Annotated in this window: 14 protein-coding genes; 2 read left to right on the top strand and 12 right to left on the bottom strand. The window is 52.1% G+C overall.

Annotated features, from left to right (window positions below; genetic code table 11):
- Positions 1–66: 66 nt before the first annotated feature.
- On the bottom strand, positions 67–1,071 hold the full coding sequence (locus ABEA66_RS25600) for an AI-2E family transporter (RefSeq protein WP_079913756.1): 1,005 nt from the start codon (positions 1,069–1,071) through the stop codon (positions 67–69).
- A gap of 227 nt (positions 1,072–1,298) precedes the next feature.
- Between ABEA66_RS25600 and ABEA66_RS25595 the strand changes: the two genes are divergently transcribed.
- Positions 1,299–2,300, top strand: coding sequence for a pectinesterase family protein (locus tag ABEA66_RS25595; protein ID WP_345591998.1), 1,002 nt, complete (start codon positions 1,299–1,301; stop codon positions 2,298–2,300).
- Positions 2,301–2,404: 104 nt separating this feature from the next.
- Here the strand turns inward: ABEA66_RS25595 and ABEA66_RS25590 are convergent, their stop codons facing one another.
- From ABEA66_RS25590 to ABEA66_RS25570, 5 genes are all read right to left on the bottom strand, one after another.
- Positions 2,405–3,292, bottom strand: coding sequence for a YitT family protein (locus ABEA66_RS25590; RefSeq protein WP_079913789.1), 888 nt, complete (start codon positions 3,290–3,292; stop codon positions 2,405–2,407).
- Between the two features lie 40 nt (positions 3,293–3,332).
- Positions 3,333–3,707 (bottom strand): hypothetical protein, encoded by a 375-nt coding sequence (locus ABEA66_RS25585; protein ID WP_345591996.1) that lies wholly within the window; start codon positions 3,705–3,707, stop codon positions 3,333–3,335.
- 213 nt (positions 3,708–3,920) lie between these two features.
- Complete coding sequence (locus tag ABEA66_RS25580; RefSeq protein WP_345591994.1) at positions 3,921–4,892, bottom strand: 2,3-diaminopropionate biosynthesis protein SbnB; 972 nt, start codon at positions 4,890–4,892, stop codon at positions 3,921–3,923.
- A gap of 12 nt (positions 4,893–4,904) precedes the next feature.
- Positions 4,905–5,879: a 2,3-diaminopropionate biosynthesis protein SbnA gene (sbnA, locus tag ABEA66_RS25575; RefSeq protein WP_345591992.1), complete on the bottom strand. Its 975-nt coding sequence runs from the start codon at positions 5,877–5,879 to the stop codon at positions 4,905–4,907.
- On the bottom strand, positions 5,876–7,102 hold the full coding sequence (locus tag ABEA66_RS25570) for a phenylacetate--CoA ligase family protein (RefSeq protein ID WP_256865542.1): 1,227 nt from the start codon (positions 7,100–7,102) through the stop codon (positions 5,876–5,878). The genes sbnA and ABEA66_RS25570 overlap by 4 nt, the downstream gene beginning before the upstream one ends.
- Before the next feature lie 186 nt (positions 7,103–7,288).
- Here ABEA66_RS25570 and ABEA66_RS25565 point away from each other — a divergent pair, with 186 nt between their 5' ends.
- Positions 7,289–8,083: a YheC/YheD family protein gene (locus ABEA66_RS25565; RefSeq protein WP_345591988.1), complete on the top strand. Its 795-nt coding sequence runs from the start codon at positions 7,289–7,291 to the stop codon at positions 8,081–8,083.
- Positions 8,084–8,170: 87 nt separating this feature from the next.
- Here the strand turns inward: ABEA66_RS25565 and ABEA66_RS25560 are convergent, their stop codons facing one another.
- The 6 genes from ABEA66_RS25560 to ABEA66_RS25535 all read right to left on the bottom strand — a co-directional run bounded on the left by ABEA66_RS25560 (position 8,171) and on the right by ABEA66_RS25535 (position 15,157).
- A complete protein-coding gene (locus ABEA66_RS25560) occupies positions 8,171–10,174 on the bottom strand; it encodes a TolB family protein (protein WP_345591986.1) in 2,004 nt (667 codons plus the stop codon).
- The gene (locus ABEA66_RS25555) at positions 10,167–10,676 is read right to left on the bottom strand and encodes an RNA polymerase sigma factor (protein ID WP_345591984.1); all 510 of its coding nucleotides are present in this window, start codon (positions 10,674–10,676) and stop codon (positions 10,167–10,169) included. The genes ABEA66_RS25560 and ABEA66_RS25555 overlap by 8 nt, the downstream gene beginning before the upstream one ends.
- Positions 10,677–10,845: 169 nt before the next feature.
- Positions 10,846–12,036: an MFS transporter gene (locus ABEA66_RS25550; RefSeq protein ID WP_345591982.1), complete on the bottom strand. Its 1,191-nt coding sequence runs from the start codon at positions 12,034–12,036 to the stop codon at positions 10,846–10,848.
- 67 nt (positions 12,037–12,103) lie between these two features.
- Positions 12,104–12,385, bottom strand: a complete 282-nt coding sequence (locus tag ABEA66_RS25545) for an ArsR/SmtB family transcription factor (RefSeq protein ID WP_079913764.1) — start codon at positions 12,383–12,385, stop codon at positions 12,104–12,106.
- Positions 12,386–12,532: 147 nt separating this feature from the next.
- Positions 12,533–13,657, bottom strand: coding sequence for an N-acetylmuramoyl-L-alanine amidase (locus ABEA66_RS25540; protein WP_345591980.1), 1,125 nt, complete (start codon positions 13,655–13,657; stop codon positions 12,533–12,535).
- A 51-nt stretch (positions 13,658–13,708) separates the two neighbouring features.
- Positions 13,709–15,157 carry a M14 family zinc carboxypeptidase gene (locus ABEA66_RS25535; protein ID WP_345591978.1) on the bottom strand — a complete coding sequence of 483 codons (1,449 nt, stop codon included), beginning with the start codon at positions 15,155–15,157 and terminating at the stop codon, positions 13,709–13,711.
- Positions 15,158–15,180 lie beyond the last annotated feature (23 nt).

Genomic DNA, 15,180 nt, shown 5'->3' with positions numbered 1-15,180 from the left:
CCCACTTACGTACGGATTGCCTTTTTTAATGCTTTTCACAGGAAACGAAAAGCAGTTTTTTTCAGCTCATTCTTTCGTATTGACATCCAGTATATCGAGCAAAAAGACGAAGATCGGAATCCCCAGAATCAATCCCCATACCCCCAGATAATGCTCCGAGAAGACAAGAACAACGAAGGTATAGAACATCGGAAGGTTCATTTTGGATGACATCAGCTTCGGATTGAGCAAGTATCCTTCCAAGGCATGCAGGACGGCGATCATAACAACAACATAGATCACCATCGTCAGTCCGCCGATATTGTACCCGATCAGACATAACGGAACCAAAGAAACCACAAAACCCACCACAGGAACAAGGCTCAGAAGAAAGATCATGATGGACAGCGCAAACAAGTAAGGGAAGCCTAGAATCCACAGTCCGATAACCGTAAATACCGTATTGCAGATTGCAATCAACAGCTGGGCTTCGATCACCTTGCCGAACGACAGGATGAACTTTTTGCCGAAGTACTCCAGTTCCTCGTACAGCCAGGACAATTTGCTTGTTTTCATCCGGGATGTGAATGCAGCAATGCGGCTTTTCTCCAGAACGAAGACCAGACTCAAGATTAACGACAAAATGAAGGTCGTCCCCCAATTGCTGATTCGAAGCACGTACTCGAAGCCCTGCTTGACGTAAGCTTGCAGGTTCAAATCCTTCAGCGTTTTGTAAATATAACGGGAAAACTCGTCCTCAGGTGCAGGCAGAGCCGTAAAGGCAACCAGACTGTCCTTCAACTGCTTGATTTGAATAAATACCTTCGGTACATAATGAATGAGCGCAAAAACTATCGTAGCGACAAAGATCAGATACAGCAAAATAATAATAACCTTGCTGTTCACCACAACATACTTGCTGATTCTTTTGGATACGACCTTTTGCAGGCTATGCATGACAAAAGCGATTAAAAAGGTTAGCAGCACCATGTTCAGCATATCTCTTATACTAAACAGCAGCAGGCAGACAACCGCAAGAATGGAAAATCGTCTTACCGTTAAATTTGCAAAAAAGCGCCTCACATTGTCCATCGATTCATCTCCATTCCAGTATCCCTATCTTAGTGTACAGCAAGGAAAACCGTTATAGCAATGCCTTCCAAAAGAGGAAGCTGCATCGAATTGGAATAAAAAATCCAAGCGGCCCTATCCCGTAATTCCCAGCCTGTCTCTATGAATACTTCTATTGTATTTACGTTCGATCTGGTAAACTGGATGCATAACATTTACTTATTTCTATTGAAAAAGGTGAGGCGTTCATGATAGTAGCATCCGATGGAAGCGGAGATTTCCGCACGGTTCAGGAAGCACTGGACCGTATTCCGGACGACCGCTCCGAGCCAGTTGTCATTTATATAAAACCTGGAGTTTACAAAGAAAAGATTCATGTGGAAAAGCCTGGGGTCCACCTCATAGGTGAAAGCGCGGAGCACACGATCATTACTTTCGATGATTATGCCAGAAAAGCATTCCCGAACGGTGAGCCTTATGAAACATTTCACTCCTACTCCTTTTTCGTTGGAGCCGACGATTTCACAGCGGAACGGATTACGTTTGAGAATTCGTCCGGACGCGGCGCCCTTGTCGGTCAAGCTCTCGCAGCCTATGTGGACGGAGACCGGGCGGTGTTCAAAAACTGCCGCTTTCTCGGCCATCAGGATACGCTGTTTACCGGACCTTTGCCTCCGGCTCCCATGAAAAGAGCGCATTTCGGCGGACCGCGTGAAGGCTATCCCCGCAGAAACGTGCGGCAGTATTATGAGCAGTGCTACATCGAAGGCGATGTCGATTTCATATTCGGCTCGGCTACAGCCGTATTTCGCCAATGCGAAATTTTTTCCAAACGGCGCCTGGGTGAAGAAGATGCGCAGGAGTTCCCTGCGGATTCCGTTCACGGCTGGCTGACGGCTCCCTCTACCCCGGAGGAGGTTCCTTTCGGCTACGTGTTCCATGAATGCCGTCTTACCAGCGACGCTCCGGCACAATCCGTCTATCTGGGCAGACCATGGAGAAACTATGCCAAAGCCGCCTTCCTGCACTGCTGGATGGGTGAGCATATTCACGCGGCCGGATGGGATAATTGGAACAAGCCGGAGAGTGAGCAAACGAGTGCATTTTGCGAGTATCGCAACCAAGGCCCGGGAGCCGCGGCCGAACAGAGGGTTAGCTGGTCGAAGCAGCTGACGGCAGAGGAAGCCCAAGCCTACGCTGTCGACAAGGTATTGGCTGGCGGAGATGGCTGGAATCCCGCTTCGGTCTAACCTCTGATTCTGACGGCGCAGGCTTGAACGGGGATTCCGCCCCGCAGGTTGAAAAAAATAGCAGCCCCGAAGAGGCCAATAGCCTCCTGGAGCTGCCTTTTTTATTAGTGAATGTCCTTTTTCTTAAAGCGTCCGCCCTTCACGTCGTGAATGTTACCGATAGCGAGAAATGCATTCGGATCATGCTCATCCACAATCGATTTTAGCTTCGCTTCCTCCAGACGTGTAATAACGCTGAAGATGACCTTCTTGTCATCCCCGCTAAAGGCGCCCTCCCCATTCAGGTAGGTTACGCCGCGGCCAAGGCGGAAGGTGATCGCCTGCCCGATCTTTTCCGATTCATCGCTGATGATCCATACGGATTTGGATTGATCCAGACCCTCAATCGTAATATCGATCATCCGGAACGCAATGTAATAAGCAATCAGGGAATACATCGCATGATCCCAGCCGAAGACGAAGCCGGCGCTGCTAAGAATAAACAGGTTGAAGAACATGACGATCTCGCCTACGGAGAACGGTGTTTTTTTGCTGAACAGGATAGCGACAATCTCCGTCCCGTCCAGGGAACCGCCCGAACGGATGACAAGGCCTACGCCGATACCGAGAATGATACCGCCGAAGACGGCCGCAAGCAGCGGATCCATAGTGAACGGCTTGATCGAATGCAGCAGGGAGCTGCCTATAGACATAATAAGAACCGAGAATAAGGTCGATATCGCAAAGGTTTTCCCAATCTGTTTGTATCCTATCATCAGAAACGGCAGATTGAGCAGTACGAGAAAAACGCCTAACGGAATATTCAGCAGGTGCGATAAAATAATCGATATCCCTACGATACCCCCGTCAATAATATGGTTCGGTACAAGCAAAATTTCCAGACCTACCGAGAATATTGCCGATCCGAATACCATGAAAAAAATGCGCTGCAGAAATTTAGTGCGGGTTACTTTTTGATGCTGTGCTGCAATTTGTTCTTGTGATAATGGCATGTTCGTCATTGAAATCCCCTCTTCTTACACTTATTCATTCCTACTTTGCGGTTAGGTTGGAATAAGCGATGCCCACGTAATCCGAGGTATATTTCAGAGGGGCCAGCACGGCCTTCTTAAGTATTTTGGGTATTTTGGATCGCAGGAAAATAACAAAGGTAACTATCAATAGCAGGTAGCATGGATCGGGACGCTCTTTGTCGAACCAAGGTACCGGAGGAATCAGAACGGGAATCGAAATCTTGGTGGCTTCGGGCACGACCCGCATGAAAGCAGGCGTTTCGTTGAACTGGCTCAACATGTTTTCTTCGAATGTCAGGTTTTGTGAGATGGGAGGGGTTAATGGGAACAGAACGAAGCATACGACAAACCAAACCAGGATGATCCACTGGCGGCTCCGCCGAGATATGAACATGCTGCCCCCTCCTTTCGTATTTGAATATCCTATAGGAGTAGTTAGAATTGGATTAGAGAAATAACACTATCTTAATAATATACCGATTTGCCTCTTGTTGTAAAAAAAAATGTTGCCAGCAACCGTATAGGATCGAGCTAAGCGCTTGCATGCGCCGCTTTTTCCCCTATACTCTGTTACGGCAACCTTCCGTCTATCGTTCTTCCTGCTGATTCATTCCTCCAGGGGTATCCCTATTCCGGACCTGACAGCCTCCCGCACATAATACTGGGCTATGGCAATATCAAATACGGCTAAGCCCATCGGATTGAAATAGATCGGCTCCTCCGCATCATATTCAGATAAAGCATTCCGGCATACCACGTCCGCTATCGAGCGCGTATCGGATTCTTGCAATTGATATTGCAGATGAAGCTGCTCCACATCGGTATTCTCACGGCATACTTCCTTCCAATCGTCAATGATGATCGCCTTCAACCGGGCTGCGCTGGCAGGCTGATAATCCCGCAGAGATACATTCAGCAGCAGCGCTCCGGGCGGCGGCGCCTCATCAATATACCGCTCGGATGCTACAGTGCATGTAGCGAATATATCCGAGCTGCGGTATACTGTACGCCAGTCATCGGCAATGACTGTCATCTCCCGAACATCTATCGGCACCGAGCTAGGGTCGATTCCATTCAAGTCAAATAAAGCGACCCGCTCCAGCTTATCGCCAACCACCTGCTTAACCATCTCCAAATGAAGCCGGCCGATAGGCCCCCAGCCGATAATGCCGACTCGCAACGAGTCCTGTCTTCGAGCTGCAAGGTAGGCGCGAAGCATGAGCCCGCTGACGGACGCCGTACGAATCGCGTTCAGCATACCGCTATGGATAAAGGCAAGCGGCTTGCCCGTGGAGCTGTCATTCAGCAGAATCGTATTATGAGCACGAGGAAGCCCTTGCAGACGGTTGCCCGGAAAGCTGGCAATCCACTTGATGCCGGCAATGTCGAAGCTTCCGCCTACATACGCAGGCATCGCGATAATCCGGTTCGCGGGCTCATCGGGAAACCGCAGATAAGGCTTCAACGGATGTGCCGTACGGCCGGCATCCTTTAACCGGATGACCTCCTCTATCAATCCAATCAGCTTACCCCAGTCGACCCCTATCTCACGGATGTGGCCGTCGTGCAAATACAGCATGTATTGTCCCTCCTACACAGAATCCGGATGAAGGTCCAGCTCCGTTCGAATCCACTCGTCATTGTAAACCGTGTTCAAGTATCTCTCGCCACGATCCGGCAATATCGCAGCACATACCGAGCCCTCCGGTATCATGCCTCTGCATTGGCGGATAGCGGCTATCACGCCGCCGGAGGATGCCCCTGCCAGAATGGCCTCCTGACGGACCAGATCGCGGCAGCCCTTAACGCAGTCCTGATCCGATACATAGACTACATGATCGGCCATATCGGGACGATACAAATCCGGTGTAATTCCTGAGCCGAGGCCGGGAAATTTACGCGGACCCTTGGGACCGCCAAATATCATGCTGCCTGCCGCATCCACCGCAATGATGCGCGTCGTCCACTGGCGGCTGCGGATATATTCCATGCATCCCCGGATCGTACCGCAGGAGCTGACGCCGCAAAACAAATAATCGATAGGGCCTAATTGATCCCCTATTTCTTTCATCGTCGTTTCGGCATGCGCGAGGTAATTGTCCGGATTGCCGTACTGATTCGTCCAGTAGCTGTTCGGTATTTGCTTCAGCAATTCTCCCACCCTGCGAAGCCTTGCGGGCAAAAATTCTCCGGTTGCCTGATCCGGCTCGGACACCAAATCAATCTCTCCGTGGAAAGCGCGAATCATCCGCTTATGCTGCTCCGTGGTACGAGGATCGACAACGCTAATAAAGCGCAGCCCCAGATAACAGCACAATTGGGCCAGACTGATCGCCAGATTGCCCGAGCTGGATTCGATCACCACACTGCTGCTTGTGACCTCCCCCCGCCGGATGGCTTCGCGCAGCATGAATAGAGCCGGTCTGTCCTTGGCACTCCCGGCCGGGTTCATCCACTCCATCTTCCCGAATACGCAAAACGATTCGTCCCTGAACAACTTGCGCAGCTGGATGAGCGGGGTGCCCCCGATTGTTTCGGCTATGCCTCCTTCGAGCTCCATCTTCATCCCTCGATCTCATAGCTTATTTTTTTGTTTTTGACGGAGCCCCGATGATCCGAGTCGTCGAAGTCCGCTCCAATGACCTGGATGCCTTGCAAAATTCCCGCGCGAATCATAGCTCCAATTTCCGGAATGCGATTCTCCAGATCGGCCCGAATGCCCTCCAGAACGCTCCCCTCCGCATGGGGGCTGTATATATAGACGGCAAGTGAGTTCCCTGTTACTTTCACGCGTACACTGGCCGTGCTCAGACGGCGAAAAACGGCATCTTCGATATCGTAGATGCTAATTTTCTCTCCGTGCTTTAAATCAGGCCCGATTCGCTTCACTATACTTTGAAAGCTTTGCCGCGAGACGCCATCGACCAGAATGGGACGTAAATCGCGTACGACATCATACGTCACATACCTTATGGCAGGAAACGATTCCCTGACGGTCGAAGTAAGCACGAGCACCTGCTCATCCGGTTCTGTCAACGGCTCCAATCCATCCCCGACAGCCTCGGCGGCAACCCCCTCCGCGAGCAAACCCTCCGTGAACAAATATCTTCCATGCTCATGAGAAAAGTACGCAATAGTTCCTATCTCAATAGAACCGTACGTATCGGTAATTTGCTGCACATTCAAGCCCAATCGTTCAGCCGCACGCTGGATCCACACCGGCGAAGCCATCTCGCCTACAAGAATGACGTGGCGGATTCCATAGGACTTCGGATTGTCCGATGCAAGCAGAATACGCTCCAGAATGGAGGGCATCGTATACAGCACCTCAGGCTGAAATTGCTCTAGCCGCGCCAAGTGCTCCTCTATCGGCAGACGAAATGACACGGATTCCGCTTCCATCCCGAGACGGCGGAATACTTCCACCGCAGTCGCTTCCGCATGGCCCGTACCCATATCGGCCAAAGCTCTGCGGAACCCGCCGTATCCGACCAGTTGGCGGAAAACATCCAGCTTGATCTTCATATAAGCTTCTTCATCCGATTCGGAGTAATAGATCGTTTTGCGGCGATTGGAGCTAGTTCCGGACGTTCGATAACGGTACAAATCACTCCTTTCGGACAGCGGATTCTGATCGTTGTAGTAATACTGTTCCAACAGCGCCGCCGTAACCAGCGGCAGCTCCTCCCACTCGCCAGCGTTCATCCTCTCCCCGGCTGCAGCAGCATACCAAGGGTACTGCCGTTTCATTCGCTCTAAAGTCAGCCGAAGCTCTTCAGGGATTGACACCCGCCTCCTCCCCTTTCCTCACAGCATATTGCCCCAAGATTCATACTTACTGTATGCACCCCTGGCAACCCGTGTTCGTCCATCAGCCCATTGCGATGGGGAAAAGCCAGCTGCAATCACCTCTGTACATCCACCACCGTATGATATAGCGCAAGTCACATTAGCTCAGAAATGAGGGTTCAACCGTTGATCAAAATAACGTTCATATCCAGCAAATGGGAAAAGACCCGGGTCGTGCTGCAGGACCGGAGATTGGCAAGTCACGTCCCGATCACTCGCCGGTTTTCGCGCAAGCTTCTGGATGAGATGCTCAATCGCTACCGCATGGTCTACGTGAAGCCCGAATCAGGGTCTTTGGGTATCGGGGTGATGCGAGTGGACAAATTAAAGAAGGGCTATCGGTATCAAAAAGGAGTACAGGCCTTCACCTTCCCTACGTTTCAAGCCATGTACCTGTCTCTTAGCAAGCACATAGGGAAGCGGAGCTATCTGATTCAAAAAGGAATTCACGTGCTGAGATACCGGGGACGCCCCTATGATTTTCGCGTAGTGATCCAAAAAAATCCGGCCGGCAGGTGGGAACGGACCGGGACCATTGCGCGGGTTGCCCATCCCCGTAAAATCGTCAGCAATGGCAGCCAAGGCGGTACGATTTTCATGCCGCGGTCGCTGCTCGTGCCGGCTGCCGGAAAGAAGCAGACCGCCCGAATTCTTGCCGATATGGACCGTCTGGCTTATCTGACCGCCGCCCAGTTTAGCCGCGCTTATCCCGCGATGAAAGAGCTCGGGCTTGATATCGCCATCGATCACCGATGGTATCCATGGATCTTGGAGGTGAACACCCGTCCAGATCCTTGTCCGTTCACCAAAGTACCGGATACATCCATGCTCCGCAAAATAGTAGCCTATGCAAGAGCCTACGGCAAACGGTATCGCCTGAAATGCCTCAAGGCTCAAAAAGCCCCCTCAAGCCGCCGATAATCCCGCATTTTTGCGGATTCCGCCGTTAAACCGGCAAAAAGGGAGCCAACCATTATTCATGGCTGACTCCCTTGCGGCAGTAATTTATCAGGGCCGTCCGATCGTTCCCGTAGATGCATTCCATACATAATGAAGCTGCTGTCCGCTGCTGGTCAGCATAAAGTGCAGCTTATCACCTTCCCAATAGTACGTATGGGTTCCTTCCACGCTCGTATCGACCATCCGCTCCTCAAGCGGTATGCTCGCCTTCTTTTCCATATCCAGCAGAACGATATGGGACCGGAGATGTGGAGCATCATCGGAGAAAAGATCCAGCGCAGCATAACGTCCATCCGGCGAGACCATAATGCTCTCCACGCCCACGTTGCCCAGACCGGCTATCGTTTGAATATGGGCCAGCTCCTTAAACGACTTCGCGCCTATATCGTATTGGACAACCTTCACAGAAGCCTGCTGGTTATGGGAAGGGTCCTGCAGAGCTTGAATCGTAAACACAACCTGCTTCTGCTTCGTCGTATAGGCAAGCGAGGCAATGCGGAAGTCTCCCGCCGGGCGCAGCTGCTGCGGAATCGCCGCTTTGGAGAACAGCGCTTCCCGCTCCCCGTTCGCCCTCTCCACCACAATCGTTCCATCCCTTTGCTCGCTTATGAGCACGCCGTCTCCTCCCGGAGTGCTGTCTACCCTTTCAATTAGGTAGCCTTTGTCCGACGGGACCATATAATACCGGGAATACCCTACCGAGTAATCCGGGTTCGCCGTATATGCCCGTGTTTCCTCCACATCGACATACGGTTGATGGTTCTCCGTCCCTGTCCCTATGATCGAAAAGCTGATCTGATGAGGGTTGGAGGTCGTCATCCACTCCTGATTTCCGGCGAGCAGGCTTCGAAGAAATGCATCGTCCCGGAGAATGGCCGCCTGATTAAAGGCTCTTACGACCTCCTCGGTCTGTAAGGAAGCGGCAGAAAGATCGATGCGCATCACGCTTATGCCTTGTCCTTCCACATTCCGTCCCTTGAGAACGTACAGACTATCCGATTCTTTACTCCACACCGGGTTGTAATAGCTGAACAAACCCGAATGAACAAGCACCTGAGGGATACCGCCCGGCTGCAGCGAGCTGACCCATTCCTGCTCATCCACGGCTTCGTTAGGCGTATTACTGGTCACCGACCGCTTCGTCGCACCGTTTACATCGGCGATCCATACCTGATCGACACGATCCTCAACGGATGCACCCGGCTGAAGCTCCCGGCTGGTTTCCTCCGTTTTCACATAGGCAATGTATTCTCCGCCTGGGGACACCGCTGGGAACCGTCCGTTATCAATAACGGTTTCCTGCCCGCCTTGCAGCTCTTTGCGGATGATTTGCGGCTTGTCGCCCACTCTTTTCTCAAATACGATAGCCTGTTCCTGGCTTGCATAAGACGGAGCTGATCCGTCGCCCAGCTTTTTGCTCTGCATGGTGTCCAGATTCAGTTCATAAATGCCGGATTCCTTGACCATAAAGCCATGCTCCGGGCCCGGCTGTGTAACCTTCTTCACATAGAGGACGGAGCGTTCATCCTTCCAGGAGGGCTGTTCGTAATAAATGTCGTTCTCCTGCTTCAGTAACACCCGGTACTGTCCGGCAGCCAAATCATAGATAGCCAAATCGCCCTCGGAAGCGATAATGAGGCGCTTGCCGTTCGAATCGATCTTGGCGCTGCTCACTTCCCGGGCAAGCAGCTGATGGAATCCTTGGCTGTCGTAGGCAAACAGACCTTTACCCGCAATTGGAATGTACACCGTGTCCTTGTACTCCGTAAAATCGAGCGGGCTTCCCGAGCCGATATCGACAAACGAAATCTGATTCTGCACCTGCAGCGATTGGGCTGCTACGCTCCGAATCCCTTCGGGGCCCTGCAGCGTAAACGTACAGATGCCTATGAGTACAGCCGCCGCTGCCGCGGCTATTCCCCACCGGCGAAGGCCGAACCTTCTTCTTTTGGGCTTAACGAACTCCTGTCTGAGCCGCTGCTTCAGCTCCTCGTTTACCGGAATGCGGTCCTTTAGAGCTTGCAGCGACGGTTCCAACCGGCTGTCATCCATTTGCTTTCACACCCTCCAGGCAGTTTTTGACAAGGATACTCATTTTCTTGAGCAGGCGAAATGCGCGCATTTTAATAACCTCTTCCGATTTGCTCAAGACGTCTCCGATCTCACGATGCTTAAGCCCTGCAAAATATTTGAGCTTTACAAGCTCACGATCCTCCTCCGGCAGAAAAGCCAGCACTTTTTGCAAGCAATCCAGCTCCTCTTCCTGCTCAACTTCAGCAGCGAACGATTCCTGGGAAGCCACCCGCTCCATCTCCTCGCCCGTCGGCACATCCTTCCTTCTTCGGTAAAAATCAATGACCGTATGGCGCGCGATGGTGAAGAGCCATGCTCTGGCATTGGAATGGTCCTGCAAGGATTCATACTTTTCAAAGGCTTTGCGAAAAATTTCGCTCACTATGTCGTCGGTATCCCACTTATTGCCCACCTTGCTGTAGACATAGCGGTATATATCGTTAAAGCATCCGTCATATATGAAGACAAAAGGCTGTTTCAATCATGGCTCCTCCTCTCACATCCATAACAACGCAGCCGAACGAAAAAGGTAACCGGGAACATCCAAATCATGTTCAGCGTACCACATCAGTCCTCCCGGGTTAAGCAGGATTGAAGGCACAATAGCGGCAAAAAAAAGCGAGACCGCCCTTTCGGACGGTCCCGGTATGTTATATTTGCTGAAGCTTGCGTTTCTCCGCCTTGCGCGCCTCTGAACGCGATAGGCCTAAGGATGCTGCGGCTGTCGCAGCTGCGACCGTCACACCGGCCGCCCCTATCCAGCTGATAGACGTAAGGGAAGCTTGCTCCACGACAACTCCGCCGATTCCGGCGCCTGCCGCCATGGCCAGCTGCAGCACGGAGCTGTTCAAGCTAAGCATAATCCCCGATGCCTCCGGCGCCTGCTGAATCAGGTTATACTGCTGGGTCGGCCCGGAAGACCAGGCGGCGAAGGACCACAGCACGAGCAGCGGGAGCATAAGAGCCTGGGATTGGCCTGCAACGGAGATGAGAACCAGCGCTACCGCATGAACCAGCATGCCTCCGATCAGCGTACGGGGGACTCCCCATTTGTCCGTACTGTAGCCCCCGAATTTGGAGCCGAGCAAGCTGGCGATGCCAAATGCGAATAGCCCGATGCTCACGCCCTGCTCGCTCATGCCGGTCACCGTGAGAAGGAACGGAGAGATATAGGTGTAAGCAATCGCATAACCGGCGATCCAGAAAAATGTGATCAGCAGCGCTACCGCAATTCTCGGCTCTCTCAACAGGGCCAACTGCTTGCCGATCGGCACCGGCTCTTCGCCTTCCGACTTAGGAATGGTGAGTGATACGGCAAGCATAGCAAGCAAGGCGAGCACACCAATGCCTCCGAACACCATCCTCCAGTCGTAGAAGGACGCCACGACTCTGCCGATCGGAACACCGACAATCAGCGCGGTGGAGAAGCCCATAACGAGTGTGGCAATAGCGCTCCCCTGCTTCTCGGCGGGTGCAAGCTTGGAGGCTACCGTCAACGCGGTTACCACGAATACGCCGGTACTTAACGCCAAAACGATTCTTGAGGCGACGAGGAATGTGAAGCCCGGTAATATCACGGCGATGGCATTGCCGAGAACGAAGACGCCAAGCGAATAAAGCAGCAGCTTACGCCGTTCCAGGCGGGAGGTTACTGCCATTAATACCGGTGTCCCAAACGCATAGGCAAGCGAAAATACGGTAATAAGCTGCCCTGCGGCGGACACAGGCACCCCGATATCCGCAGCCACCTTATCCAGTATTCCGGCAATAATGAATTCCGAGGTGCCGACCAGGAAGCTGACGGCCGCAAGCATATAAATTTTCCAAAGATAGGATCCCATTGTATTGCTCCTCTCTCCACTCTTATTTTTATATTTCTATAAATATTGAAATAATACTTAAAAAAAATTACTCCAGCAAAAAAGGCGCGTATTTTTGTGCGATTTCACGGTTCACGCTGTAATAGATGTAGGTACCGTCTTTGCGAAGATCCAGCAGTCCGCAGTCTGTGAGCTGCTTCAGGTGATGAGACAGCGTTGAGCCGGCTACGGATTCCAGCTTGCTCATAATATCCGAACAGCACAGATTCCTTTCCTCTGTCAGCAGCAATGCAATCTTGAGCCGTGTCGGCTCCCCAAGCGCCTTGTAGACTTTAACGGCCTGCCGTACCTCTGCATTATCCTCGACCATTCTAATCTCACCTTTGCCATTTCATTATTTCTATATGTATTGAAATATAAGGTATCACAGTTTTCGACAGATGTAAATAGTCATTTTTTATGAAGCATTGAACGCAAAAAGAGAGCCACGGCTGCGGCTCCTTGTTGTCCAATGCACTTACTTGGCAGCTTCCCCTGCCGGTATCCACATGCCGCCCATCCAGGTATCGATCAAATACCATTCGTTCCATTGGGCAAGCACATGGATCTGCTGGGCGGATAACCGTCCCGCCGGGCTCGAATCCGAAGGGCTTCGATAAAACGGCGTATCTTCCGTTACGTCAGCCAGCTTGTCAGCTTCTTGAACTGGAATGGCCGCCTGCCCCAAATACACCCACTTCTCACCGGCCCAGGTGGTTACTTTTCCCCAGCTGCCTTTAGCAGCGGCGACCTGCAAGGCTTGGGGTGACAGCGCCATCTGGCTGCGGACCATGCGTCCGTCCGTCAATTCATATAACGGATTGCTGGATGCCGTCAAAAAAACCCGGGACTGCCCTTCTACTTCCGGCTCATCCGCCCGGACAGCGAGGGCTAAATTAATTCCTGCCGCAATTCCGTCCGTTAGCTGATTCAAATAGTTGGCATCCGATAGCCTCTCATCTTCGTCCGGATTGGTCATAAAGCCCATCTCGACAAGAACGGAGGGCACGGTGGACCAGTTGAAGCCCGTCAAATCCGAACGCGGCACAACGCCTCTGGATACGGCTCCTGTTGAAGCTACTGCCTCCCCCAGGATGATGCTTGCTGCGTCCTTGCTCCGATCGGTTACAGCTTGCGTCCCTCTGCCTGATGCCGGGTACAGCAAAGAAATCCCCTGCGCTTTGGGGGAATTGTCTCCGTCGGCGTGGATTCGTACAGCCAAATCCGCTTGCGCTTCATTGCACTTCTGTGCCCGCTCCACATTGGAGATATCGACATCATGTGTCTCCCGAGTCATGACGACCGGGTAACCCAGCTTTTCCAGCTTGTCCTTAAGCAGCAGCGAAGCCTCCAGCGTCAGAACGTATTCCGGCTTCTTCGTCTTGATCCCCCTCGTTCCCGAGGTCACCTTCGCTTTCATTTCCTTGGAATCGGGGGCTACCTGCTCCAAAGCATTGTTGCCATACAGCTGATGCCCCGGGTCCAGACATACCACCTGTTCATTAGGCGTCTTGGCGTCAGCCGATGCAGGCATCACCCAACTCCATAAAAGCATCATAGCCAGAACGATACAACCGATTTTGCCGCGAATTGCGAATGACATGCCTTCCCACCCCTGTTTAATGCTCGATTTGCTTTGTATCTATCGATTCAATTACTTTTGTACCCGAATCCATCCGTCCCCCAGCCAGGTTCGAATCATTACCCAATCATTCCAACGCTCCAGAGCTTGCACTTCCTGCGGATTCAATTCACCAAGCACTGCAGCATTGTTTTGACCAGGGTATTTGTACACGGTAGCCGGACTATTTAAGTGTATACGCTCTTCCGTTTTCTCGCTAGCTCCTTTAATAATAGGGGTCTGGTTCAAATGAATCCATCTCGGACCCAGCCAGGTAGGGACACGGTACCAATCCCCAAGGCGGGCATCCGCCTTCACTTTCACTTTGCCCAGCTCGCCGCCAACCGGAAATGACTCATTAGGACGATTATAGAGCTGTGCCGGTTCCAGCAGCTGCAGGTTTTCGTCGATCGTTTCTATCGGATAGCGCTCCCGCCACAGCTTGTATCCCTCGGAGGCCAGATACAGCCCGATTTCCTGATTTTCGTTCCAAATATCGGTGAAGGTCCAGAGCGGCAGCTCGGTCTCTTCCTGGTAAGGACCCAGCTCGGCCGTAAAGCCGGGACGTCCGAACTGCGCAATAAACCAATCGGTGAAGCCGCCGCCGGAAGGATCCTTGACCGGCTTGACCTGACTGTAGCCCGTCATAGCGCTTATGCTATCCGCCATCTTCTTGTCCCGGGCCATGTGCTCAGGCAGCGTGTTGAAGTACCAATACAGCACTTCGCCAGAGGTGTGATAGGAGAGTGCAATTTCCGGATCCATCTGGTATGTAAAATGAATCATGCTCGTCGCTTCCGCCGTTTCCGCGGGCTCAGAGCCTTTATAATTTTTGAACATCGGATAGTTAGGAGAATTGACAATACCGGTCCACATCGCAGGATACTGCCGATTAATGTCGATTCCGCTTGCGTTGGCCTTCCAGCGTTTGAAGTTATCGCTGCCGCCGTTCATGCTGAGCAGATAGTCATGATAATATTCGGGAAAAGCACCCAGCCCTTTCTGCTGGAGGGTGACGCCGTCCGGATTGACCATCGGAACGAACCAGATCGAGCAGTGATCCAGCAATTCCCGGACCACATACTGATTGTACTTCATATTATTCTCGTAGGCGTAAGCGTAGCGGTCAATCATATAAAGGATGAGGTTGGTGCCCATCCATTCCCTGGCGTGCTGAGACCCGTCAATCAGGACGGAAGCCTCTCCCTTCCCCAATTTAACCGCCTTAATGTCGCGTCCAAAATCAGTCGTCCCTATCGATCTGACTTCGATTAATCCGGGATAAGCGGCTGCCAGCTTGTCGATCTGCTCGGACATTAATTCGTATGTGTACTCCTGATAAGGGTACACTATTTCTTTGTTCGCCGGGGGCGAATCTGAAGCCGCGGCTGCAGCACCACCTATGCCGCCCAACATAAGGCTGATCCCCAGTACGGCTGCTGCCATTTTACGCATGGTGCCTGACTTTCTCTCTGTCTTCAAGCCTTCTCTCTCCTATTATCATC

Source organism: Paenibacillus vulneris (assembly GCF_039543185.1).
Lineage (GTDB): Bacteria > Bacillota > Bacilli > Paenibacillales > NBRC-103111 > Paenibacillus_S > Paenibacillus_S vulneris.
This window is presented reverse-complemented; position numbering and strand designations above follow the sequence as displayed.

Excerpts from the sequence above, each read along its gene's own strand:
- ABEA66_RS25600 (WP_079913756.1), bottom strand. The coding sequence starts at position 1,071 with ATGGACAATGTGAGGCGCTTTTTTGCAAATTTAACGGTAAGACGATTT.
- ABEA66_RS25595 (WP_345591998.1), top strand. The coding sequence starts at position 1,299 with ATGATAGTAGCATCCGATGGAAGCGGAGATTTCCGCACGGTTCAGGAA.
- ABEA66_RS25590 (WP_079913789.1), bottom strand. The coding sequence starts at position 3,292 with ATGCCATTATCACAAGAACAAATTGCAGCACAGCATCAAAAAGTAACC.
- ABEA66_RS25585 (WP_345591996.1), bottom strand. The coding sequence starts at position 3,707 with ATGTTCATATCTCGGCGGAGCCGCCAGTGGATCATCCTGGTTTGGTTT.
- ABEA66_RS25580 (WP_345591994.1), bottom strand. The coding sequence starts at position 4,892 with ATGCTGTATTTGCACGACGGCCACATCCGTGAGATAGGGGTCGACTGG.
- sbnA (WP_345591992.1), bottom strand. The coding sequence starts at position 5,879 with ATGAAGATGGAGCTCGAAGGAGGCATAGCCGAAACAATCGGGGGCACC.
- ABEA66_RS25560 (WP_345591986.1), bottom strand. The coding sequence starts at position 10,174 with ATGGATGACAGCCGGTTGGAACCGTCGCTGCAAGCTCTAAAGGACCGC.
- ABEA66_RS25550 (WP_345591982.1), bottom strand. The coding sequence starts at position 12,036 with ATGGGATCCTATCTTTGGAAAATTTATATGCTTGCGGCCGTCAGCTTC.
- ABEA66_RS25545 (WP_079913764.1), bottom strand. The coding sequence starts at position 12,385 with ATGGTCGAGGATAATGCAGAGGTACGGCAGGCCGTTAAAGTCTACAAG.
- ABEA66_RS25540 (WP_345591980.1), bottom strand. The coding sequence starts at position 13,657 with ATGTCATTCGCAATTCGCGGCAAAATCGGTTGTATCGTTCTGGCTATG.